This window comes from Prosthecobacter sp. (assembly GCF_044226605.1).
Lineage (GTDB): Bacteria > Verrucomicrobiota > Verrucomicrobiia > Verrucomicrobiales > Verrucomicrobiaceae > Prosthecobacter.
Genome location: NZ_JBGAGS010000023.1, coordinates 86638 through 109919 on the forward strand (window position 1 = coordinate 86638; position 23282 = coordinate 109919).

General features: G+C 60.1%; 17 protein-coding genes. 8 read left to right on the plus strand and 9 right to left on the minus strand.

The features are described from left to right. Window positions 1-35 precede the first annotated feature (35 nt). The 7 genes from ACILSO_RS26225 to ACILSO_RS26255 all read left to right on the plus strand — a co-directional run bounded on the left by ACILSO_RS26225 (window position 36) and on the right by ACILSO_RS26255 (window position 9548). Complete coding sequence (locus ACILSO_RS26225) at window positions 36-1421, plus strand: neutral/alkaline non-lysosomal ceramidase N-terminal domain-containing protein (RefSeq protein WP_395740443.1); 1386 nt, start codon at window positions 36-38, stop codon at window positions 1419-1421. 82 nt (window positions 1422-1503) lie between these two features. Continuing rightward, a complete protein-coding gene (locus ACILSO_RS26230; protein ID WP_395740444.1) occupies window positions 1504-2925 on the plus strand; it encodes a sulfatase in 1422 nt (473 codons plus the stop codon). 21 nt (window positions 2926-2946) lie between these two features. After that, the gene (locus tag ACILSO_RS26235) at window positions 2947-3726 is read left to right on the plus strand and encodes a M14 family metallocarboxypeptidase (RefSeq protein WP_395740445.1); all 780 of its coding nucleotides are present in this window, start codon (window positions 2947-2949) and stop codon (window positions 3724-3726) included. Between the two features lie 3 nt (window positions 3727-3729). Further along, window positions 3730-4707, plus strand: a complete 978-nt coding sequence (locus ACILSO_RS26240; protein WP_395740446.1) for an alpha/beta fold hydrolase — start codon at window positions 3730-3732, stop codon at window positions 4705-4707. A 4-nt stretch (window positions 4708-4711) separates the two neighbouring features. Then, complete coding sequence (locus ACILSO_RS26245; protein ID WP_395740447.1) at window positions 4712-5575, plus strand: hypothetical protein; 864 nt, start codon at window positions 4712-4714, stop codon at window positions 5573-5575. A 46-nt stretch (window positions 5576-5621) separates the two neighbouring features. Next, window positions 5622-7982 carry a hypothetical protein gene (locus ACILSO_RS26250; RefSeq protein WP_395740448.1) on the plus strand — a complete coding sequence of 787 codons (2361 nt, stop codon included), beginning with the start codon at window positions 5622-5624 and terminating at the stop codon, window positions 7980-7982. Between the two features lie 57 nt (window positions 7983-8039). After that, the gene (locus tag ACILSO_RS26255; protein WP_395740449.1) at window positions 8040-9548 is read left to right on the plus strand and encodes a sulfatase-like hydrolase/transferase; all 1509 of its coding nucleotides are present in this window, start codon (window positions 8040-8042) and stop codon (window positions 9546-9548) included. Window positions 9549-9820: 272 nt separating this feature from the next. On the opposite strand, the gene ACILSO_RS26260 is transcribed toward ACILSO_RS26255, so the two are convergent. The 5 genes from ACILSO_RS26260 to ACILSO_RS26280 form a co-directional block, all read right to left on the minus strand. Beyond that, window positions 9821-11356, minus strand: a complete 1536-nt coding sequence (locus ACILSO_RS26260) for an FAD-dependent oxidoreductase (RefSeq protein ID WP_395740450.1) — start codon at window positions 11354-11356, stop codon at window positions 9821-9823. Then, window positions 11353-13347: an FG-GAP repeat domain-containing protein gene (locus tag ACILSO_RS26265; protein ID WP_395740451.1), complete on the minus strand. Its 1995-nt coding sequence runs from the start codon at window positions 13345-13347 to the stop codon at window positions 11353-11355. Before ACILSO_RS26265 ends, ACILSO_RS26260 begins: the two co-directional genes overlap by 4 nt. A gap of 126 nt (window positions 13348-13473) precedes the next feature. Further along, on the minus strand, window positions 13474-13926 hold the full coding sequence (locus ACILSO_RS26270) for a nuclear transport factor 2 family protein (RefSeq protein WP_395740452.1): 453 nt from the start codon (window positions 13924-13926) through the stop codon (window positions 13474-13476). After that, window positions 13923-14810, minus strand: coding sequence for a hypothetical protein (locus ACILSO_RS26275; RefSeq protein WP_395740453.1), 888 nt, complete (start codon window positions 14808-14810; stop codon window positions 13923-13925). Before ACILSO_RS26275 ends, ACILSO_RS26270 begins: the two co-directional genes overlap by 4 nt. A 23-nt stretch (window positions 14811-14833) precedes the next feature. Then, entirely contained in the window at window positions 14834-15592 is a 759-nt protein-coding gene (locus tag ACILSO_RS26280) for a DUF2334 domain-containing protein (protein ID WP_395740454.1), read from the minus strand. A 193-nt stretch (window positions 15593-15785) separates the two neighbouring features. Between ACILSO_RS26280 and ACILSO_RS26285 the strand changes: the two genes are divergently transcribed. Beyond that, on the plus strand, window positions 15786-16157 hold the full coding sequence (locus ACILSO_RS26285; protein WP_395740455.1) for a glyoxalase superfamily protein: 372 nt from the start codon (window positions 15786-15788) through the stop codon (window positions 16155-16157). 257 nt (window positions 16158-16414) lie between these two features. On the opposite strand, the gene ACILSO_RS26290 is transcribed toward ACILSO_RS26285, so the two are convergent. Genes ACILSO_RS26290 through ACILSO_RS26305 form a run of 4 tightly spaced genes read right to left on the minus strand, consistent with a single transcriptional unit; the run spans window position 16415 to window position 23206 of the window. Then, a complete protein-coding gene (locus tag ACILSO_RS26290; RefSeq protein ID WP_395740456.1) occupies window positions 16415-18124 on the minus strand; it encodes a right-handed parallel beta-helix repeat-containing protein in 1710 nt (569 codons plus the stop codon). Window positions 18125-18153: 29 nt separating this feature from the next. After that, window positions 18154-18936: an alpha/beta hydrolase family protein gene (locus ACILSO_RS26295; protein ID WP_395740457.1), complete on the minus strand. Its 783-nt coding sequence runs from the start codon at window positions 18934-18936 to the stop codon at window positions 18154-18156. A 28-nt stretch (window positions 18937-18964) separates the two neighbouring features. After that, complete coding sequence (gene recQ, locus ACILSO_RS26300) at window positions 18965-21151, minus strand: DNA helicase RecQ (protein ID WP_395740458.1); 2187 nt, start codon at window positions 21149-21151, stop codon at window positions 18965-18967. A 60-nt stretch (window positions 21152-21211) separates the two neighbouring features. Beyond that, window positions 21212-23206, minus strand: a complete 1995-nt coding sequence (locus ACILSO_RS26305; protein WP_395740459.1) for an SUMF1/EgtB/PvdO family nonheme iron enzyme — start codon at window positions 23204-23206, stop codon at window positions 21212-21214. Window positions 23207-23282: the final 76 nt, after the last annotated feature.

Genomic DNA, 23282 nt, shown 5'->3' on the forward strand with positions numbered 1-23282 from the left:
ATCCGCAATGGCCGAAGCGTATAATCCGGATCATCATGAAGCCTGCCCTGCCGATCCTTGTTTTCGCTCTCGCATCCTTTCTCCAGGCCCCGGCACAGACGCCCGAATGGAAGGCTGCGGCCGCCAGCACGGTGATCACACCGACAGAACCGATGTATCTCGCCGGCTTCGCAAACCGTGAGGTTCCCGCAGAAGGGACGGCGATGGAGCTGCATGCAAAGGCCCTCGCGCTTCAAGATGCGCAGGGAGAGCGCTTCGTCATGGTCACGCTCGATCTCGTAGAGGTGACGGCCCAGCTCCGTGAAGCCGTTGCTGCCGTCGTAAAGGCCAGGTTCAGTCTGCCGGAGAAGGCACTGCTGTTAAACTGCTCGCACACGCATTGTGGTCCGGAGCTGCGCTACACGGACCTTGAGTTCATGAGCTTCACTGATCCTCTCCGCAAGGAGCGCTGCCTGCGCTACAATGAATGGCTGAAAGACAAGATCATCGGCATCATCGGCGAGTCGTTGCAGCAGATGGAGCCTGCGACGATCAGTTATGGTCATGCGCGTTGCGGATTCGCCATGAACCGCAGGCTGAGAAACGACAAGCCCACAGGCGATCCCTACTTAAACAGCCCGAATCCCGAGGGCGTGGTGGATCATGATGTGCCGGTGCTCACGGTCCAAACCGCAGCCGGTAAATTGAGCGCCATCGTCTTTGGCTACGCCTGTCACAACACCTCGATGAGCATCAAGCAATGGCACGGTGACTATGCCGGTCATGCGCAGCAGTTGATCGAGGAGGCGCATCCGGGCACCATCGCATTGTTCATGATGGGATGCGGCGGTGATCAAAACGCGTATCCACGTTTCAGTCCCATTTTCAGCCTGCGCCACGGCCAAAGCCTCGCCACTGCGGTGGAGGCAGCCATAGATGCCAAGCCAAAACCGCTGCATGGCCCGCTTCGTATTCACTGGCAGACCACTCGCCTCGACTACCAGTCGGTTCCGACGGCGGAGCAGATCGAAAAACGGCTGAGCACAGGGGAAGGCTATGAAAAAGGCTACGAGGTCTATCAGCGCAAGTGGGATGAAAAGCGCTTGCATACAATCAAGCACGGCGGATTGCGCGACCACTACGACTACCCGGTTCAGGTGGTGCGTTTCGGTCAGGATCTGACCTTCGTGGCTCTCAGCGGCGAGACTTGTGTGGATTACTCGTTGCGCCTGAAGCACGAGTTCAAAGGCCCGGGAGCCTTGTGGGTCGCGGGTTATAGCAACGACATCCTCGCCTACATACCGAGCAGGCGCGTGCTGCTGGAAGGCGGCTATGAGGCTTTTCGTTCGCTGATGTACTGGTCCAACCCGCTGCATCCGGACAAATTCGCGGATACCCTGGAGGAACGCATCATCTTAAAGTCGCAGGCAATGATGCGCTAAAGATTGTCTTGAGGGAAGGGAGTCGGAATCGGACGCAATTACGTTCTTGCGTCGGAGCGGCCTTTCTCGTCATGCTGTGTGCATGATCCGTTTTCTCCTTTTTCTCAGTCTCTTCTTCACCGCCGCGCTTCACGCCGAAGAAAAACGCCCCAACATCCTCTGGCTCATCGCCGAGGACTTTGGCCCGCATCTCGGCTGCTACGGCGCCAGGGAGGTCTCGACACCCGTGCTTGATGCTCTCGCCGCTAAAGGCATGCGCTTCACCCGCTACTACACCACTGCCCCCGTCTGCTCCGCCAGCCGCTCCGCCTTCAATACCGGCATGTATCAGACCACCATCGGCGCGCACAATCACCGCTCGCATCGCGATGATGGCTACACGCTTCCAGAAGGCGTGAAGGTCATCAGCCAGCGCATGCGCGATGCCGGTTACTTCACCGCCAATGTGAAGGACCTGCCGCCTGAAGCAGGCTTTAAAGGCACCGGCAAGACAGACTGGAATTTCAAAGAGCCGGAGAAGCCCTTTGACTCCTCCAACTGGGATGATCTGAAACAGCACCAGCCCTTCTACGCTCAGCTCAATTTTCAGGAAACCCACCGCACCTTCCATGCCCCGCCCCATGCCGATCCCGCCAAGGTGGAAATTCCACCCTATTACCCCGATCACGAAGTCACCCGTAAAGACATGGCGCAATATCTTGATGCAGCCACCGCTCTCGACGCCAAGATTGGAAAAGTCATGGACCTCCTGAAGCGCGACGGCCTCATGGAAAACACCGTCATATGCTTCATGGGAGATCACGGAGCTGCGCACGTGCGGGCCAAACAGTTCTGCTACGAGGAAGGGCTGAACACGCCTCTCATCATGCACTGGCCCGCAGCTGTGCCCGCACCCGCAGGCTATGAGGCTGGAAAAGTGAGCGACCGTCTGCTTATGTCCATCGACCTCACCGCCACCTCCCTCGCCTGGGCAGGCATTCCAAAACCCCAGGGCATGCAGGGCCAGGTCTTCATGGGAGCCACCGCAGAGCCTCCCCGCGAGTACGTTTTCGGTGCACGCGACCGCTGCGACATGACTGTGTTCCGCTTCCGCACCGTCCGCGATGCCCGCTACCGCTACATCCGCAATTTCACCCCGGACCGTCCCTTCCTCCAGCACAACGCCTACAAGGAAAAGCAATACCCCGTGTGGAACCTCATCAAAGATCTCGCCGCGCAGGACAAGCTCACCCCGGCCCAGGCCTCTCTCGCTGCACCCACCATGCCCGAGGAAGAACTGTACGATCTGCAAGAAGACCCCTATGAGATCCACAATCTCGCCAGATCAAACCAGCCCGAGCATCGCTCCGCCCGCGAACGCCTCAGCTCGGTTCTCAACTCCTGGATCGAGCAGTCCAATGACCAGGGCCGCATCCCCGAAGCCGAAGATGTCGCACGCAATGAAGGCCGCACCAAGGAAGCCCCTCCGGCGAAGCAGGAAAAAGGGAAGAAGAAAAAGGCATGAGCGGTGAATTCAAAGTGACGAATGCGCAGCCCCGGCCATCCTCAGCGTGTGAAGCTGCTCCCCAACCATCGCGCGCATGACGCGCAGCATCTCATCCAGCGCTGGCGCGTGCTCGCGCGCGCCGCAGGCTGCCGGGTCAGAACCCTGTGCAAGGCCGGCGATTTCCCCGTCATTGTCCTCGAATCCGCCGCTGCGCAGGCCCGTGAGCCCGCCGTCTATCTTTCCACCGGCGTGCATGGCGATGAAGCCGGCTCCGCCTGGGGCCTCCTCACATGGGCGGAAAAAAATCTGCGCCGGTTGCAGCTCGGCTCTTTCCTGATCGCCCCCTGCGTCAATCCCGTCGGCCTCACGCTCAACACCCGCCTCGATCACCGTGGCTTCGACATCAACCGCCGCTTTCACGACTCGTCCGATGAAATCTGCGGACCCTGGCAGCAGTGGATCACCGGTCGCGCCATGCGCTTCGGCCTCTGCCTGCATGAGGATTACGATGCCCAGGGCATCTACCTCTACGAGCTCAATCACTCACCGCAGACCGTCGGGCATGACGTCATTTCTCGTTGTGAACGCATCATGGCGCCGGACCCCCGCCGCAGCATCGACGGCCAGCGGGCAAACAAAGGCGTCATCCGCCGCCGGACTCTTCCCACGCATCTGCCCGGCATGCCGGAGGCCATCGAGCTCCACGTGCGTGGCTGCCCCATCACACTCACCTTTGAATCCCCGTCGGAGTTTGACTTCGACACCCGTGTGCGGGTGCAGGTGAAATTTGTGGAGTCCGCGCTCTCCCTTCTCGCCTGAACCATGCGCGCTTTCATCCAGCAATCGCTCGTCCTGGTGCTTCTCACCGTTCTGAGCAGCTGCGCTTCAGTGAAACAATTAACCGCAGGCCGTGCCATGCTGAATGCCGAAAACTGGGTAAGCCACGATGGCAAGATCATGCCATGCAAATGCTGGCCTGTGCCAGCCGGCGGGAAGCCCCGTGGCGTGGTGATCGCCGTTCACGGCCTCAGCGGTGCCAAGTCTGACTTCTGGTATCTCGGAGAGCAGCTCCCGCCTCACGGCTACACCGTCTACGCCTACGATCTGCGCGGGCAGGGGAATGATCCCGTCATCGCCGAGCGCGGCGACATCAAAAAAGCCGCTGCCTGGCAGCATGACCTCGCCACCTTTCACGCGCTCGTCAAACGCAGGCATCCGCACACCCCCGTTTTTTGGTATGGCGAGAGCCTCGGCAGTCTCATCACTCTGCACACGGCGGCGGATCTCCTCAGCAATCGCGCGGATCCTGACGGCATCATCCTGGCCACGCCCATCGCGGGTTTGCGCAAAGCACTCAGCGGCTTCCAGCGCTTCCTGCTCGAAACCGCCGCCAAGCTTTCTCCCCGCACACGCTACACCCTTGGCGAACTGGCAGGTGTGGATGAATCAAAAATTCAAGTCACGTCCAATTCCACCTTGGGCAATCAGATGGCGGTCACCCCCCACCACGTCCCTGCTTTTTCACTGCGCCTCCTTTCCACCATCGGCGGCATGATCGATGCGAACCCGGAATCAGCGCACCGCTTAAAAATGCCGGTTCTCTTCATCGCATCGCCGAACGACGTCCTGTCTTCTGCGGATCAAATTCAGTCCCTCTTCGCGGAAGTTCGCAGCCGCGACAAAAGGCTGCTCTGGTATACCCGCTCCTACCACTTGCTGCTTCACGATGTTCAGCGCGAAGAAGTGGTGCATGATGTGACCCATTGGCTGGACCGCCAGGTCACAGCCTCCCGCCGTTGATGCCATGACTCTCGATCAAGCCATCCTGGAAGCTCTGGGGCAAAGCGAGCTCCCGCTGAAAGCGGCGGAAATCATCCGGATCATCAAGCCTGTGGTCGGGCGCGTGGCCACGCCCAAAGCCGTCGCTGCAGCTCTGGAGGCGAAGTGTGCAGCCGGTGCCCTTCACCTCATTTCCGGGACAAAGCCGCTCTTCACGCCGCATAGCCCCACAGCTGCCGCCACGGCCCTTCTAAGACACTTCGTGCAAGTTTCCAAAAAGGAGCAGCCGGCGGCAAAGCTGAAGAGCAGGCTCCCGACCGCACTGCATCCCTGTTTTGAGCCCGCACTGGCGCTCCTTGCCTCACAAGGCGCCGCCTTCGTACTGCCGGGCTCCCGGCGCCTTGTCTTTGCCCGTCGCCCCCCGCCGTCGGCTTTGCTCAGTCCCGCTCAGCGTCGCACCCTTCAAAAGACTTTTGATGTCGTAAACAGCCTCCGCGTCTGCCCGGCCACGCTGGACGCCTTCATCGCCTGGCTCGATGAAGAATCTTCCGCTGCGCCTTCTTCTTCTTCTTCTTCCTCCATTGATTCATCTCCCTGCACTCCCGGCGAGGCCGAGCTGCGGGCTTGGTACGACGCAGACCGCATCCGTTCTTCCACGGTGATGATTCCCATCCCCCGCACCTTCGCTCGTTATCAAGCCTGGGCGGCGGAACGTGGCGGGATGGCTGATAGTCAAGTTCTACGAAATTTGCTTGAGGGGCTTTACAACAATGGGCTGCTCCTGCTAGAACCTTGTGAAAGACCGCAAGACCTCCCGGATGATGAGCGTGCACTGCTTGTTCCCATGTCCCTCGGCCCTCCCGGTTACTCCTGGTGCTGGATTTCTTGATGCAGCACTTCATCTCGCCTGAACTCCGTACTGACTCCCCAAGACCATGTCTTCCTTTGCCGGCCTGAATCCCTTCATGTCCACAAGCGTGGGCGAGAATGACCTGTGGAACGCAGCCTCTTTCATTGATGTGCCGCACATCAATTCGGTGCCGTTCGGTGCGCTGCGCATCGCTGTGGATCAGGTGCGCGCGCAGCATCGCAGCCAGGTGCGGTTTGTCCGTGGCGCGGGCGGTTCCGGCAAGTCCCATCTCTTTTCGCGCCTCCGGCGTGAATGCGCAGACAGCATCTTTTATGCGTATGCGCCCAATCCGCCGCTGCAGCCGGAGGCTTTGGAGAACTTCATTCTTACCAGGTTTGTCGGCAGCTTGCGTCATCCGGCACGTGGCAGGGATGGCAAAGAGGCGCCCTACAGCCAGATGCGCCTCCTGGCCTACGCTCTGCTCAAACCTGTGGTCGAGGAAGATCACACCTACCTGCAGTTGCACGAGGCCTGGGCCAGGATCGACATCGAGACTCGCAAGGAAATGATCCATCAGGCCGTCCAGCTTCTGGAAGCGGACCATCCCATGGTGCCACGCAGCGTTTTGCGCTGTCTGCTCAATGTCTTGCGCGACGACAAGGAGCATCTTGCGGCTCAGTGGCTCTCCGGCGCAGCCTATCTCACGGAGGGGGAGCTGAAGTATCTCGGTGTCGCGGAGCCTCTGGCGCGCTCAGAGATGGGGGTGGTCATCCAGCTCTTCGGAAAGCTCGCCGCCCAGATCGGCTCCCCTGTGGTTCTTGTGCTCGATCAGCTGGATCTCATCGTCACCCAGCCGCAGTTTGACGAAATGCAGCGCCTGCTGTTCGCGCTGATAGATCAAAGCGAGAACTGGGTCGTGCTGATCGGTCTCGTGGTGGAACGCTTTGCCGCATGGGATGGCGCTCTTTCACAGGCTCTTCGGGGTCGTTTAGGTGTGCCGGACTCGAATGCTCCCATGGGCTTTCGCCTCCCGGTCATCGACATGCTGCCCATTGCCAATGAGCAGAAGCGCCTGCTGCTCAACTGCCGTCTTGCCTTGCCTGGCCTTGTCGAACAGCGCGCCAAAGAAGGCATCACATCGCCCATCCATCCGCTGCTGGAAGAGGACATGCAGCGGCTCACGGCTGGGGGCGCCATCTTCCCGCGTCATCTTCTGGCGGCTGCCGCAGAGGCCTTCGCCATGCGAACGATGCGCTCGGTTCTTCCACCGGAAATCGTGGGCGCCGTCGCTGCGCAGCCTCCGGCCCCGCAGGCCATGCCGCCGTCCATGCCTCGCCCGTCGTCGCCGGTCGCGGCACCACCGGTCACCACGCTGCCTGTGGCTGTTCCTCCTGTGCCTGCACTTCTTGCGCCTTCGGCAGAGGTGCCAGTGGCGCTGGCAGTTGCGGATGAAGCCAAAACGGCGCCTGTTGTGCCCCCCCTGCCACCTCCCGCCGCGGTGCAGCCGCTTCCGCTGCCACCTCCGGCGGCTTTGGCGGGCGTCAAAACAAGCCTGGCTGACAAGATGGATGGTCTTCTGCAGCAGGCGGTGGCTGCCGCCATGTCCGAACCTGTGCCTCCTACGGCTCTCGACCTTGGCGAGCGCACACGTGATCTCATCGAGCTTATGGTGGCTCCGCCCGTCACGATAAGCGAAGGAGACATACGCAAAAGCTACGACAATTTTGATGGTGCCGACCGCTGGTTCGAATGGGGTGGAAGCAAGGTTCGCATTGTCACCAGCGATGCCATGCGCGGCAGTTTCATCGCCGTGCTCGAGCGACTCAAACCCGCTGCCGGAGACACTCTTCTGCTGCGCAATGTCATCGCTCCTGTCTCCGGGCAGCTCACCATGGAATTGCTCAATGCCTTCAAGGCAAAGAACATTTTTCATCACCTCACCGCGTCTGAGGCTGCTGTCCTAGCGGCGCTGGGTCGCGTGCTCGCAGACCTCCGTGAAGGCTCCTACGAGCAGTTTGCCACCGAACCTCCTGCTTCAAAGGACCATGTGCTTGCTGTCTTGCGTGCTCATCCTCTCCTGCGCAGTCTGAGGCTGTGGGGCATGATTCAGCAGGCTCATGCCCCCAGGCAGGTGCAGCCCGCGCAGCCGCAGAGTTCTGTGCTCTCTTCCATCGTTCGTCCGACGCCTGCCGCCATTCCTTCGGTCCTTCCCTCGGACACGCCCCCCGTTTCTTTGGGTGCCAAGCCGCCCCTCGTGCCTGTGGCCAAGCCGCCGCCTCCACCCCCGTTCACAGGCGCTGCCAAGCCGCTCGCGAAGCCGCCATCTGCTCCGGCTTCCAAGCCGGTGGCCAGGCCGCCTGCGCCACCCATGATGAAGCCCCCGGCAGCGGCGCCGCGTCCGCCCGTAAACAAACTGCCCCCGCCTTCCCAAGGAAACGCCGCCTGAGCAAATCGAGGTGCTTTGCCGCTACATCGCCATGGTGCGCGACGTTATTCGCGCACCATGAAAGCATTCGTCACCTTCCTGCTCTGCAGCTTTGCCATTCACATCCTCGCAGCGGAGGCCCGGCGCCCCAACATCCTCTTCATCTACGCCGATGACCAGTCCACCAAGACCGTCGGCTGTTATCCCGGTTCCTGGCCCTGGGTGAAAACACCGAACATTGATGCGCTCGCCAAAAACGGCACGCGCTTCCACGCCGCCTACCTCGGCTCCTGGTGCATGCCTTCACGCGCCACCATGCTCACCGGCCGCTTTCCTCACGGCATTGAGTCCATGTCCATGGAAGGTAAATACCCCGGCAGCACCTACGATCCCAAGCAGTGTCCCTTCATCCCTGCAGAAATGCGCAAACAAGGCTACCACACCGCGCAGATCGGCAAATGGCATACTGGCACGGACACCGGCTGGGGCCGCGACTGGGACCACCAGATCGTCTGGAATCGCCCGCTGCATCCCGAAAACGCCGGCGCTTACTACGAAACGCAGATCATGAGCGTCGATGGCAGGGAGCAGACCATCGAAGGCTACCCTGCTGACAACTACACCAAGTGGTCCCTCGACTACATCCGCGGCAAGAACCGCGATGCCGCCAAGCCCTGGTATCTTTGGGTATGCTACGGCAGCGTCCACGGCCCCTCCACTCCCGCCAAACGCCACAAGGGCACCTACAAGGACGCCGAAGTGCCAGTCCCCGCAGACATCTTCCCGCCCCGCCCAGACAAGCCCGCTTACCTCAACAAAAAGCAGGCATGGACCAAAGGCCCGGACGGCCACCCCATGGCTGGAAAGGGCGGAGAAGCCTTTGGCGAAAGCAAAAAGGGCAAGCGCTTCGACGACTGGGTGCGCCAGGTCAACGAATGCGTGCCTGCCATCGATGAAGGCGTCGGTCAGCTCATCGCAGCCCTCAAAGAGTCCGGCCAGTATGACAACACCCTCATCATCTACACCGCAGATCAGGGCTTCTCCATGGGCGAGCACGGTTTCCGCACCAAGCTCGCCCCCTATGACGCGAACTACCGTTCGCCCCTCATCATCAGCATGCCCTCACGCTTCCCCACCGGTCAGGTCTGCGCTGCTTCGGTAAACGCCCCCGACCTCGCCGCCACCTTCCTCTCCATCACAGGTGTCAAAGTCCCATGGCAGACCCACGGCCGCGATCTCACCCCTCTTCTCGAAAAGCCCGCCTCCGCCTGGCCGCACCCCTGCTACTACGAGCACATGGGCAATGAGTACGGCACCAAAGTCAGCCAGACCATCCTCACTGGTGCCGAGCAGCAGAATGATCAGGGCGTGCCCCTCTACAGCGCCCTCGTTCAGGATAACTTCAAACTCATCCACTACCTCGACGGCAAATCCGGCGAAGAACTCTACGACCTCAAAAACGACCCCGAGGAACTCAAGAACCTCATCACCGACCCCTCTCAAACCGACCGCATCACCAAACTCCGCACCGCCATACAGTCCGAACTCAAACGCACCCAATCCGGCTTCACCGACTTCGTGGAGTAAGCGATTGAACCGCTCCGGAACGTAGGATGGGTGTGGCGACAGCCCGCCCGTCCACCAGCGCTCCGCAAACACCCACGCCCCCCGGTCAGCCCCCCGCGAAGTGTACCGCACATTCCATGTGCAGTCTGGTACAGTACTCATCTCGCTCCGCGAGATGAGCCCAGCGCTCCCTCACCCGCACAAAAAGCCAAGACAACAGGGCTAGGTCTTGATCTGATCTCCCGTTTGTTCCGTGTATTCCGAAGGCTGTCATCTCCCTTTCAGCCAAACCCTCACGGCCTCAAAACCGCCCCCTGCCTCACCAACTCTTCCTGCATCTCCCCCACCGGCACCTTCCGCACTTCCACGCCATGCTGGATCGCCAGATGCGCCGCCACTCCCGCCGCCTGCCCCAGCGCCATCCACGTCGGCTCCAGCCGGATGCTTGAAAACGCCACATGCGTCGTGCTCGCAGGCACGGGCACGATCAGCCCATCGACCTTCTTCGGCACCATGATCCGATACGGAATCTGATATGGCCGCGTGATCTTTTTCAGCATCCCCAGATACCCCTCCAGCACCACCGTGTCCCCCGGCTGCCGCTTCTGCATCGGAAAACTGTCGATCGGAAACTCCCCCACCGCGATCGAATCCTCATGCATCCGCTCAGAGGGTAGCCCCTCCTGCTCCGTGATGTTCCGCTCGCTCAGCGTAAACTCACCCACCAGCCGCCTCCCTTCGCGAACATAAAGCTGAAACGGAAAGTGCCCGTGCTCCGGAAACTCATCTTTGCACGGCTGATACTTCAGCGCCGTCTCATGCGCATTCTCCGCCACCTCGCTGTCATGCTGCAAAAACCACAGCAGCCCCAGCGACAGATCGCGAATCTTCTTCGTGATCCGCTCCCGCTCCTCCCACCCGGCCTCGATGTAGCCCGCATTCTCTTCCGCAAACACAAACCCCAGCGGCAGCGGCTTCATGTTCAGCTCCACCTTCTCATTCGGGAGCTTCCTTACCGTGAAAGCAATCGTCGTCAGATTCCCACCAAACCTCCCACCCTTGAGATCATCAAAATACCCCAGATACCGCGTGCGATCATACCCCGCCGGCGCAGCCGTCAGCCGCACCTGATTCTCTGGATTCGAAGACAGCGGAATCCGAAACGTGAACGCCTGCATCCGCTTGTCTCCCTCCCCCGTGCCACCGATGCGCTCACCTCCAGGCACATTGTAAATATGCCCCGCATGCGGCTCCCGAAACTCATCCCGCCCCTCACGCCCCAGTCGAAATTCCGCCCCCGCCGCCGCGATCAAATCCCCCTCATAAGTCCCATCCACAAACACCTTCGCACTCAGCTTCTTCTTCTCCTTCGTATCCCGGTCCAAAATCGTCACAGCGACCACCCGCCCCTCCTTCACGTCCGCACTCACGAGTTCGTGATGCTTCAGCGCCGTGATCTTCGGCTGCTCCTTCACAAAACTCTCGAACACCTCTTCCGCCACCTTCGGCTCATACCAGTAGCCATCCTTGCACAGCTTCACCGCCTCCGACTTCTCCCCATAAGCCGCCACATAGTGCGCTTTCACGCGATCCACAAACTCGCGAAAAAAACCCTGAATCATCTTCCGGTTTTCAATGTCACTCGCCCCCAGTCCGCTCGCGCTCATCCCACCAATCCGCTTGTGATACTCCACCAGCGTCACCGCATGCCCCAGCCTCGCCGCCGTCACCGCCGTGGCGATCCCGCCCGGCGTCCCACCAATCACCACCACATCCTGCGCATGCAGCGCCGCCGCAAACATCGCGATTAAAAAACAAAAGTACTTCATGGCTTCGTTTGAAGCTTTTTCCCCGGCAGCAGAAACATGCGTCCCGCCTCATTGCAGATGAGCAGATTCGGCCCGTTGCCACCCAGCATCGTGCCGACCGCACCCGTCTCATGCGCACCACCCGGCTGAATGACCTTGCCCTCCGCATCCTGAAACGTCAGCGGCCTCGCAAATTGCATCTTCGCATTCGTCCCCGTGTTCAGCATCACCAGCGGCGTGCCCAGTGTCTTCTTCAGCTTCGTCGGCAGCGCCGAATCCACCAGCTTCCCGATCACTCCGCCCACCACCGGATTCTGCCCCAGCGCCGCCATTGGATATCCCGTTTCACGATCCGGGATGGAGCACACCCGTCCTGTCCCAATCACAAAATCCAGATTCCCATCCTCGTTCCAATCAAAGAAGTCCAGCTTGCACCGCCCGCTCATTCCCGCCACGCCACCGCTGGCGCCAATCGGCTTTCCATCCTCCAGCAACAGCTTCCCGCCGTCCTCCACATTGTAATCATCAATGCGCCAGTACAGGTGAAACTGATCATCTCCATCCACGATCGCCAGCGCCACCCGCTCCCCGATCTTCGCCAGCGCCGCACGGCAGCGCCACATCCCATGCAGGTCAATTCCATCGCAATAAATAGGATGCGCCGCATCCAGTCTCGCCTCCGTCTTCGTGCCACAATTCACATAGATCAGATAATTCCCGGTGATGTCACACGTGATCAAATCCGGCAGCCCGTCTCCATTCCAATCAATCACATTCGGCGAAAGATACCCCCATCGCGCCTCCTGCAGTCCCTGCAAACTCCCCGCATACCCCGCCTGCACCTGAATCTCCCGCCCGCCTGCGTGCACACGCGTGGCAGGCAAAAACTTCGGCTCCTCGTTTCTGCCCACGTTTTTAAAGAACAGCACAAAGCCCTCCGAATTCCCCGCCAGTATGTCCAGCACACCATCGCCGTCCCAGTCCACGGCCGTCGGTGATGGCAGCGTGCCCGCATACAGGTCTGCATGCTCCTGCAGCACCGAAACGGGCTCCGCAAAAACCGGCGCTCCAGCTTTCGTAAACTTACCCGTGAACCGGTAGAAATACAGCGAGCCCTCTCCACACGCAATCAGCCCTCCTCCATAAGCACACACGCTCGGGTTGATGCTCGGATGCCGCAGCGCATTCCCATCCTCACCCGCAATCAGCCGCTTCGTTTCCAGGTCAAACCCGCTCGCAGCCCTGTTCCGATAATACACCAGATTCCCCTGCCGCGATCCCGTCACCACATCACGCTCACGTCCTTTCCCGAGGCTCAGCCACGTGATCCCATGCATCGAAAAATACACCTCATTCTTCGTCTTCGTGATCTGCTTCGCCTCACCCTTCGAGTTCACACCCATCAGATACCGATACCGCAGATCCCCCACCGCAATCCCCGATGAGTTAAACGGCCGCCACTCCTCCGTGTTCGGACTCCCCTCCGGCCCTTTGCCGCCGTTCGACATCTCAAACGCCAGATCATAGCCACCATCCTCATTGAGCAGCACCCCCACGCTCCCCGGCGACTTCACCGCCCCCGGCAGCTTCGTGCGCTTCGTCTCCCGAAACTCCAGCGTCTCCCGGTCAAACTCCGTCGTCACCAGCGCATCCTTGTCGATCCACAGCCCGATGATGACCCCATCCTTCCGCTGAAACACACTGCCCTTCTCCTTGTACGCACACTTCACCTCCACCGGCTGCGCAAACACCGGCGCCCCCTTTTCCGCCGTATCCACCCACCGAAACAAATGCACCGCCTGCGGCCCCCCATACCCCGCCACAAACAAATCATCCCCCTTTCCACCAAACACCCCCGCATGCCCCAGCACATGATGATTCAAATTCACCAACGCCAGCGGCCCCCTCCCATTCACCGCCGCCGAAGCCAGCGCCTTCGTCCCCTCCGGCAGATGCGGTTCCGCAGCCAGACAAGTCACGGCAAAAATGAGAGACAGGAGAAGCGATTTCATAGAGGTCCAATGAGCTGTCGTAACGCTTCAATCCCAACAACATCTATCCAACTTCAGCAGCCAGTTGCTGCCGAATCTTGAACCCGCATGAGCATCTTTGACATGCGGGTCCATGCTCGATCAAATCTACTTCGCAGCCGCAGCCTCCGGTGGCACCAGCTTGCACGACTGCCACGCCAAAAAGCGCCATGTCCCACCCTCCAGCTTCCACACCCCCAAGAACGCCAGCGTCGGCTCAATGACACCCGTCGGCGTCCCAATCTTCAGCTTCGCACTCCCCGTCATCAGCGCGATCCCCGGTGCCGGAAAGGTGAAATTCCTCTCCACGTAATCAATCGCCTGATACTTCGTCGTCCCCTTCAGCAGCACCTCAATAAACGACGCCTTCGTATCCACCACACCCGTCGAATGCGAATACCTCAGCTCATCGGAAAAGACCGCGCTCAGCTTCTCACGGTCCGGCGTTTTCATCGCCGCCACGCGCGCATCATCCGCCGCCTGCACCGCAGCCAGCGGCGCCTCTTCGGCAAAGGAGACAAAAGCGACCAGGCAGATCAGGGAGGTAATCAGTGTTTTCATGGTTTCGATGTTTTAGCAGTCAGTTGTTTCACAATAAAATTCCAAATGTCGTCATACCCCTCCGTGGGGTGCTCCGGATATTTCACATAACACGTGGCTCCCGCGGCCAGCGCCAGCTTCTGAAACCCCACCGCCCACGCAGGCGAGTGCACATCATAGTTGTTCTGCGTCAGCGGCGTCCGCACCTCCGTCTTCTTCCCGCTGCCGTCCACCTTGGTTTCGACGATGTAGTCAGGCTTCGTCATTCCCCACTCATTCTCAAAATACATCGGCGTCGCGTTCTTGTGCAGCAGCCAGTCCGGCGACCACTTCTTGATAACCGGCAGCAGTTCATCGCGCCGTTTCAGCGATTCCTCAAAGTTGCACCCCAGCGCAGGCGCTCCCCATTCCACACCGGGCACCCACTCCTGCATCCGCTTCGGATCAATCGTCGGCTGGCAGCGATACGCCGCGATGCACGTCACAAGCTCCGGCGCCTTGCATCCCACATACAGCGCTGGCAGCGCTCCCTGCGATCCACCACCCAGCGCGATGCGCTTCGGGTCCAGTTTCCACTTCTCCGCGTTCTCCACCACAAATTTCACCGCGCTCATCGCATCCTCCAGCACATAGGAAATCGGTTCCGGCGCCTTGTCCGCCGTCGCATCCCCCATCGTCCTTACCTCCACCGCGATCACCGCAATCCCATGCGGGAAAAATCGGTTCACATCCACCGCATGCTTTGATGCCTTCCAGATCCCCCCAAACCACAGCAGGGCAGGGAAGGGGCCTTCCCCCTTCGGGGGCACATGAATGTCGATCAGCTGATGCGGATGCGCCCCATACGGCACATCCGCGTGCATTGGTTTCGGCGGCTCGGCCGCATGGGCCATCGTCAAAACCATGGCGGCAAAAAGTGAGCAAATTCTCATGGCTGTTTCGTCTGCGTTTTTTTCAAATACTCCGAGGGCGTCATGAACACAACGTTCTTCGATTTCAGAAACTCAATGATGCCCGTAAATCCCGCCCAGCGCTTGTCATCCCACTGCTCCGGATGCCCCTGCAGCACCAGCACCTCCCGCTTCGCCGCCTTCGCTTCATAGAACGTTTTAAACTTTTCCAGGTCCGGCACAAACGTCGGATTCTCCAGCGCCATCACCCGCGGAATGCTCAGCCGCTTGTAATACTTCGGCTTCTCCGGTCCATACAGCCAGATCGTTACCTCCGGCACCATCTCCATTGCCTCATCCGTCGCCTCCGTGGTGCCGCTCCAGTGCGGCCCAAAGGCTGGCAGCGTAAAGCCCAGCTTCTCTTTCGCCAGTTTCTCGCCCTTGGCCAAAACCGCCCGCTGCTCCTCCGCCGTCCCATGTTCAAACTCTCCCGGCTCGCTCGCATTCTTCATGTGGTAGCCATGCATCCAGAACTCGATCTGCCCCGCCGCCTGCACCGCCTTCAGCCATTGGAAATACATCGCATTGTCTTTCTCCAGCGATTCTGTGATGATGCCAAACGAACCCTTGATCTGGTTCGCCGTCAGATAGTCATGCACCTTGAGCCATCGGTCGGACACCGGCTTCGCTCCCACCCTTCTTGCGATCACATCATCCAGCTTCAGTAGAATGATTTGCGGGTCGGCAAATGCCGGAACGGCAAGTGCGAGAAGGAGAAGCAAAGGCAGGGTTTTCATGGGCGGGGGTGGAACTCGTCAGGGCCTCGACCATGCGTCGGAAGGGCACGGATGCCAGTCGAAGCTTCTTTCCCTCTGCAGCGCATGCTCTTTCGGCCCGTCGCACGCTCCCAATGGATGAACACCCTCTCCCGCGCTTCGCTGCACACCAATCTCCTGGCTACCTCTCTCCTTCGTAGTACGTAGTGCAGGTATGCTCGAGGCCCTGCAAACCATCCCCGTCCTGCGCATCTTTGACGAAGCCAAAGCCCGTGAGTTCTACTGCGGCTGGCTCGGCTGCAAGGTGGAGTTCGAGCATCGCTTTGAGCCCGCCGCCCCGCTCTACATGGGTGTTAGCCTCCACGGCCTGGCCCTCCATCTCTCCGAGCATCATGGCGATGGCACCCCCGGCACTCATGTCTTCATCCGCTGCAAACACCTCCGCGAATGGCATGCAGGCCTCCTCTCCCAAAATTACAATTACAACCGCCCCGGCATCGAAGACGCCTTCTGGGGCGGCATCTGCATGACTCTCACCGATCCCTTCTGCAACAAGCTCATCTTCAGCGAGCAGGATGTGACCTGAGCCTTCAAACCATTGACCAAGAAGGCCGAAAATCAGCCCACTCTCATCTGGGTGAGCAGGGGCGACGCATTGCGAATCTAATTCAGTATCAAAGCACCCCAGCGTGAATCCCCTCTCCAGCCCTTGTTTTCACAGCTCCAACACACTCTTCGGGGCACCGTAGCGAAGCGGGTCGAAGGCCGCCGAAGGACAATAGACGAAGTCAAAGGCCGGGTGCGGGCCTTCACAAAGCCCTTGTGAATGGCCTCCACGTCACATCACTTCCCCACCTGCACCGCCTCACCGGCGAATCTTCCCACCTCTTCAATGGCATTGCCCTCATTGACCACGCCGGTGCTTTTCGCCACCCACACCACCGCATTCTTCGCGATGCCATAGCTTGCTCCCGTCTCAGGCGGCGCATCATGCTGTGGAGAAACAAACCGGTTGTGGCGAATGATAATTCCCTCCGCAGAAGAAACCACCAGCTGCGGCCCCGCCCCTCCTTCAATCACATTGGTTTCGATCTGCACGTTTTTAAAAACCGCCTTTGTCCTCAGCTCCGAACTGCTCGAACTCGATGTCATTGAAACAATCCCCGCCTGGCATGACCACGGCGCCGCACAAAACCAGCCGCCATTCCGGATCACATTTTTTCGGATTATCAGGTCCTCAATGCCTGCCGCCGCCGTGCCCGGCACCTCCGGACACACGATGAGCGCATGCGGCGTGTCGAGAAGGTTCCCTTCCATCAATCCTCCAGCCTTCAGCAGAATGCGCCCCGGGCTATGCACGTGGTTGTTTCGAAACACGAACCCGTTGCCCATGCGGTCCGGTGAATAAACACAATCGCCCGGCTTCAGCTCCGCAGCCCGGTCCAGCGTCACCACATGGCACTTCGGGCTTACGTGCCACAGGTCCCATGTCTTCGCCTGGCCCAGGTTCTCTTGCACTTCCGCGGACAATCCCGCATCTTTGCGTGCCACCACTTTGCGGGAGGTGATCTGCCATTCCGGCCCGTCCACACCCGCCCGCACCCGGTCGCCGTTTTGAACGCCATCCGTAAACTCATCACGGCTTGCCAGCACCACGGTGCCTCCATCATTTTTCAGTACCATGTAATCAGACGACTGCACGCTCCACGAATCATCCCCCGCATCCGCGATCTCGCAGTTTTCGATCAGCGGCCCCTTCCGCATCGTCTTGCTTTGAAACGCATCCCACGAGCTGCTCAGCAGCCGCTCCTCGACCGCGCCCGCAGGCTTGGGCCCCGGCACAATTTTGCATCCGGTGAAAACGGACCCGCCCTCGCCATCGGCTTCCAGAATGCCCATGCCCGGTGCACTGTGCACCGTCACATTCCGGAACGTGATCCGTTCGCATTGATCAATGGCAATGGCGTGCGGCGCTCCCGTCTCCTGGCCGGTGCTTAGCGAGGCCAGATCGCCAATCACCGCCGCCTTCGCAATTCCCTCCCTCCGAATGCGAACGACATCTTCGCTGATCATCTCCGCCTTCGTCCCCCACAGGAAAGGCATGCCCTTCTTCCGAAACCGCGTCTTCGCATCGATCACATCTATCCGCGAATACGCTTTCCGCGGGTAGCCCGCATGAATCTTCACATCGATGGATCCGCCATCCGCCGAGCCCGCGATTACCTCCCCCTGTGTGAACGGCAGCGGATCATAGTCCACCGTCAGACCCTGCACCACCACACTGGAACAGCGGTGCATGCTGATCGCTCTCATCAGCTTCGCCCCCACCAGCGTCACCCCGTCCGCGATGATCTCCACATCCTTCACGCCGCTCAGCGCCCAGAGTTCACCTCCGGACTTCGGCTCAAGGCGATAAATGCCTGGCGCGATCACGATCCGCTTCTCCCCGCGCCGCAGCGCCTTGTTTACCAGCGGGCGGAAATCCTCGGCGCCTGGGGCGGAAGCAAGGATCAAAAGCGAGAAAAGGCAGGGCAGGGAGTGGCGCAGTGGCATGCTGCTCTCTAGGCAGCCGGCGCACCATGTCACTGCGGATTCGCCGCTTGCTTCAATACAAAGTCCACCAGTTCCCGGCATTCAAAAAAGGAAGGCCCCACCTTGTGCCCTTCGCCTGGAATCACCTTCACCTCGATCTGCCCGCCGCCCGCCGCATACCGCTCCTTCAGCAGGCCCGTGTTCAACTCGTAAGGCACCACCACATCCGAGTCTCCATGCACCGAAAACATCGGCACCTTGTTCGCCAGCAGCCCCTGCAGGTTGTCCACAGGATTAAACTCCTTCAGCTTCGCGGTCAGCTCCGCCTCCGTCATGCCATAGTCGGCCAGCGTCTGCGGCTTGGAGTTCTTCAGCGGCCAGCTCTCCAGGTTGCACACCGGATAAATGCCCGCCCACGCACGCACTTTTTCCGGATTCCGAAACGCCCACGCCAGCGTCATCATCCCTCCTCGGCTCTGCCCCAGCAGGATCGGCTTCGCGGAATATCCCCGCTTCACCATTTCATCGTAAAACTGCGTAAACTTCGCCGTGCTCCCCGGCGCACCGCGCACTTCTCCCAGATCATACCCCGCGATGCTGATGCCCGCCTTCATGAATGTCTCATAATACATCTTCCGGCCAAACAGAGACACACCGCCCAAAGTCGGTGCATACCACACCCACGGTCTGCCCGCGCCAGCTTTCGGTGCAGCATAGAGGAAGGCCTTGTGGCCACCCACTTCAAAGATCTCGGCAGTTTTAGGCAGCACCTCCTGCGCGCTCGCTGACCACGCAAAGCCCAGGATGAGAGAAAGAAAAAAGCAGCGGTTCATGCCGATGAAATCGCAGTCCGGCAGTCCATTATTTCCGGGTTTCAAACGCCCTGAAATAATGCAGCACCGGGTAGTCATAGCGGTTGCCCAGCGTTTCCTTCAGTTTCCCCAGACTTTCGATCCCGTGCTCGCTCGCGGCAGCCTGCATCTCCGCTTCTTCCTCAGCGTTGTAGTAGTCACGCGGGTCCGCCTTCAGTTCCCCCGCCTGAATCGCCTGCGCCAGATGATTGTGGATCGTGCTGATCGCCAGCCCGCGCAGCTCCGCGATCTTCTCCGCACTGTGCCCCTGACGCTGCAGCCGCAGCGTCTCCAGCACCGTGCCCGTGAGACCTTCCTCGATTTTCATTTTCGGCGGTGGTGGTGGCGCGGCTTCTTTTGCAAATGTCTGCGCCTCATGCGTCTCCAGCCATTGCGTGATGGCTCCTATGAAGGCCGTCCCAAAATCCGCCAGCTTCTGGCTCCCCACGCCCGGAATCGCCAGAAACTCCCGCTCCGTGCGCGGGTACTCCCGGCACATGTGGCGCAGGCTTGTGTCTCCAAACACCACATACGGCGGCACTCCGCGCTCATCCGCCAGCCGCTTGCGCAGCGCGCGCAGTTCTTCAAACAGCCCCTCGTCACAGGCGATGCTCCCCGCCTTCGCCACCTTCGCCGTGCTCGTGGCCGCTTTGGCCGCCGCCGGAGCTCGTGTCAAAATCACCGGCGTGCGGTTCATCAGCGCCGCCAGCCCCTTTCTGGAAAGGCTCAGCGTCTGAAACGCATCCGCCGTCGCATCGATGTACCCCAGCCGCACGAGCTGTCGCCCCAGCGCCGCCCACTCCTCGCGCGGGGTATCTTTGCCAATGCCATACGTGCTTAGCTGGTCATGGTACCATTTGCGGATCTTCTCCGTGTTCGCCCCCGCCAGCACCTCCACCACATGGTTCAGCCCCGTGCTGAACCCGCTCTTCTGCCGGATGCGGAAGATGCAGCTCAGCAGCTTCTGCGCCTGCGTCGTCGCATCCCACTGCTCGCGCGGCTGCAGGCAGATGTCGCACCCGCCGCAGTTGTCTCCCGGCCACTGCTCGCCAAAGTAATCCAGCAGCGCCGTGCGTCGGCATTCCGTGCCCTCCGCAAAATCCGCCATCATGCGCATCTGCCGCACCGCGATCTCCGCCGCCTTCGCATCCGTCATCTCATCGAGAAACTTCAGGTTTCTCACCAGGTCTCCTCGCGAATACAGCAGCACGCACTCGCTCGGCAGGCTGTCGCGTCCCGCGCGCCCTGTCTCCTGGTAGTAGCCCTCGATGTTCTTCGGCAGGTCCGCATGAATCACATAGCGCACGTCCGGTTTGTTGATCCCCATCCCAAAAGCGATCGTCGCGCACACCACATTCGCCTCATCCCGGATGAAGGCCTCCTGGTTCGCCGCTCGCTCCTCCGGCTGCAGCCCCGCATGGTACGCCACGGCCCTCACTCCCTCGGCTGTCAGCGCAGCCGCCAGGCTCTCCGCGCTCCGGCGCGACTGCACATACACGATCCCCGCCTCATTCGGCCGCTGTCGCACAAAATCATACACCTGGCTCGTCGCCTTCGCCTTTGGCAGCACCGTGTAGCTCAGGTTCGGCCGGTTAAAGCTCGCCAGAAAAACCTCCGGCTCATGCAGATGAAGCTGGCGGATGATGTCCTCGCGCACCTGCTCGGTCGCGGTTGCCGTCAGCGCCAGAAACGGCACGCCCGGCAGCTTGTCACGCAGTTGCGCCAGCATCCGGTACTCCGGCCGGAAATCATGCCCCCATTCGCTGATGCAGTGCGCCTCATCCACCGCCACCGCCGTCACATTCCAGCGTTGCAGATCGCTCACAAAATCCGGCATCATCACCCGCTCCGGCGCCGCATACAGCAGCTTGTAGTGCCCCTCTTCCAATCCCGAGCGCCGGCGATGCGCCTCGCTCCCTTGAATGGAGGAATTGATAAACGTCGCCGCCACCCCGCTCGCCACCAGCGCATCCACCTGGTCCTTCATCAAAGCGATCAGCGGTGAAATCACCAGCGTCAACCCCTCGCGTGCCAGCGCAGGCAGTTGAAAGCACAGCGACTTCCCGGCACCTGTCGGCAAAATCGCCACCACATCCCGCCCCGCCAGCGCCGCTTCCATGATTTCCCTCTGCAGCGGACGGAACGTGTCATAACCAAAAGTCTGCTTCAGCAGTGGGGCAAGTTCAGCGTGGCTCATGTCGGGTTGCGCCCTTATTGTGAGACGCCCGCTATAAATTGCCAGTCGAAGCTGCGCACTTCACGGCCCGTCCGGCAGTTCCCTCAGCCACGCCAGATTAAAAACATAATGGTTCTTGCTCGTGATGAGCTGCACATTCCCATCCCGCGTCTGCGTCGCGGAAAGATACCCGCACGGCTCCGCCATCGTGTCACTCACCACGCACATCCCCTTGTCGATCATGTTAATGGATCGCTCCTTCCCACCCGGCGTGATCAGCCTCCTCACCGGCCACGTCTTCCCTTCATCAAACGACACCGCTGCAAACATCCCGTATCCGGTAAACTCCCCGCTCTTCGATTTAAACTTCATCCCTTTCCTTTCCTTCCACCCGTTCCATTGATCCGTAAAACTGCACAGCAAAATGCCGCCCTCGCTCAGCCGGATCATCACCGCCCGCTGCACACTGCTGATCGCCGGAAACTCACTCGACTCATAAGTCCACGTCTTTCCCAAATCACTGCTGTAGCTGACCGGCGTCTTAAACCCAAACTTAGCCTGATCCTCCGGCCTGTCATTCCGACTCACAGCCATGATACGTCCATCGCTGAGCTGAACGATTGGCGCATGAATCCCCGGATAGCGAAAGCCCTTTCCGCCCGGCCGGAAATCACTCGCTCGCTGTTTCACATCATTAAATGCCCACGTCTTCCCCGCATCACGGCTGAAGACCAGGCTGCTCTGCCGCGCATCATTCGTGATCACCAGCGTCCCATCCACCAGCCGGATCATCTGATTCCCAAACTCCCCCACCGGATCTGCGAGCACGGGCACCGACCATGTTGCCCCATTGTCCGTCGAAATTCGCACCAGATTTTCGTGAGCACCACGCACCAGATGATACAGCGTCGATTTCCCGTCCCACCAAATCTTTGGCCCATGGTCATTCACGTCCGCCCCATCCCAAAACGGCGATGCCTCTTCCCACTCGCTGCTCCCGCGTCGCAAACGGCTCGCCACATTGCACAGCTCGCTGCCTCCTTCATCCACGCATGAATACCACACCGCCAGCAAATCACCGTTCGGACATTCCGTGATCGCCGGACTGTGATTGTGCGTAAAAAACAGCGGCCCAAACGAATCCTTCGCGATCTTCACAAACGGCTTCGGCTCCACAAACACCGGTACATCCTGCGGCCCTTTTTCAATCTTCAGCGCGTTCTGCTTCACATTCTGCGCATTCAAAGGAGGCGCTGCAGGCGCAGTCATCTTCCCCGGCGGCATCTCCCCCATCACCACACGAAAGCCCACCCGGTTGCTCCGCGTCTGCGGCAGCCATCCCTCACGATTCGCCGAACGCAGCAGCCGCACAAAGCTCGAGTGATGCCCCCCGCGAATCACCCGAAAATCCCCCGCGCTCCTCCCCATCGCATCCGTTTGTTCCCCCGCCTCATACGGCCCATACCAGTCCAGACACCACTCCGACACGTTCCCGTGCATATCATAGAGTCCCCACGCACTCGCCGCCGTCTGCCCCACCCGCACACCCGCCTTCGCATCTTGCCGATACGCCTGCGGCCACGCACCTGGAGTGAAAAAACGATCTCGATGCGCAGTGTCACTCCACCACGGCTGAAACCCATCCGGCAGCGCATCCCCCGTATGAAACAGCGTCGTCGTGCCCGCGCGGCACGCATACTCCCACTCCGCCTCCGTCGGCAGCCGATACGTCTTGCCCTCCTTCTTAGTCAGCCATTCACAAAATCCCGCCGCCTGCCCCCACGTCACCGCATTCACCGCGTCATCATCCGCATCCTTCGGCCGAAAATCCGCATCATATTTCCGATACTGCTCCACCGTCACCTCCGTCACCCCCATGTGAAACCCCTGCGTGATCTTCACCCGATGCGCCGGCTTCTCATCCCAGTCCGCATCATCAAACTTCTCCGGATGCTTCACCATCTTATAATCCGCCGCCGGCCCATCCTGTCCCATCACAAAAGCCCCCGGCTCAATCCTCACCAGCCTCATCCCAATCGAATTGGTCACCGGCTCCGCCGCATGCAGAGAAGCCATCAAGGCAAAGCTAAAAACAAAAGTCCGTGTCATAAGCAAAGTCATGAGTCGTTAATCGCACTCAGTTAAGCTCGGA